At 53.6% G+C, this 940-nt stretch carries 1 protein-coding gene and 1 pseudogene; one reads left to right on the top strand and one right to left on the bottom strand.

What is annotated here, in order from left to right; genetic code table 11:
- Positions 1-127: 127 nt before the first annotated feature.
- On the bottom strand, positions 128-316 hold the full coding sequence (locus JCM13996_RS10215) for a hypothetical protein (RefSeq protein WP_054751020.1): 189 nt from the start codon (positions 314-316) through the stop codon (positions 128-130).
- A 333-nt stretch (positions 317-649) separates the two neighbouring features.
- On the opposite strand from JCM13996_RS10215, the pseudogene JCM13996_RS11060 reads away from it, so the two are divergent.
- Positions 650-940, top strand: a pseudogene (locus tag JCM13996_RS11060) (accessory Sec-dependent LPXTG-anchored adhesin); the annotation flags it as partial.

Here is a 940-nt window from a genome sequence, read left to right on the forward strand (position 1 = left end):
ATTCGAACTCGGTCTCCGAGAGTGAGAGTACAAGTGCTCAGCAGTCAGTATCCGAGTCAACTAGCGTTGACCACAGTCAGTCAACCTCTGCTTCGCAGAGTGCGGCATCGGATAGCAACTCGCTGACCTACTCCGGTTCGACGAGCAAGTCGATCTCCGCAGTACAGAGCGCATCGAAGTCGACATCTGAATCCATCTCGGCAGTGCTGAGTGGTTCTGAGAGTAGCAGCAAGTCTACCGCTAACAGTTTGTCGACGGCCACGTCGTTGAGCAAGTCGGCTAGTCTGTCTGGGTCCTTGAGTGATTCGGCAGTCAAGAGTGGTTCCACCAGCGCTTTGCAGTCAAAGAGTGACAGCCTATCGGTTAACCGGAGTCAATCTAAGAGTGCTTCGTTGAGCAGTTCTGAATCCACGTCAGTGGATAAGAGTGAATCTGGTTCGGCAAGTCGTTCGCAGAGTGAGAGCATTAGTAAGAACCATCCGCGACGCCGTCGCAATCAGCCTCTGCTTCTAAGAGTGCCAGTGAGAGTACCAGCAAGTCACTGTCCGCTTCAACGAGTGCATCCGCATCAACGCAGACTTCGAAGAACCAGTCACTAAGTGCTTCACTGAGTGGCAGTCGTTCGGGTGAACACTCCGGTAGTCAGTCGTTGAGCCTATCACTGAGTGCAAGTCGGTCCGCGCAAGCCTCCCAGAGCAAGTCAACTGATAAGAGTCAGTCCACGAGCATCTCTGCTTCGCAGAGTACGGAGCAGTCACGGAGCGCATCACTGAGTGCTTCGGTTTCTGGCAGTTTGTCGAACTCCAAAGCTACTAGTGAGAGTCTCTCGGCAAGTCTGTCGAACTCCGAATCGAACAAGCAGGCTAGTGGTTCAGCTAGTCTGTCCGGTTCCACTAGTGCTTCGCAGCGGGCATCGCAGTCCACCAGCATTAGTGCTGCA

The organism is Lacticaseibacillus thailandensis DSM 22698 = JCM 13996 (assembly GCF_001312865.1).
In the GTDB taxonomy this organism is placed as follows: domain Bacteria; phylum Bacillota; class Bacilli; order Lactobacillales; family Lactobacillaceae; genus Lacticaseibacillus; species Lacticaseibacillus thailandensis.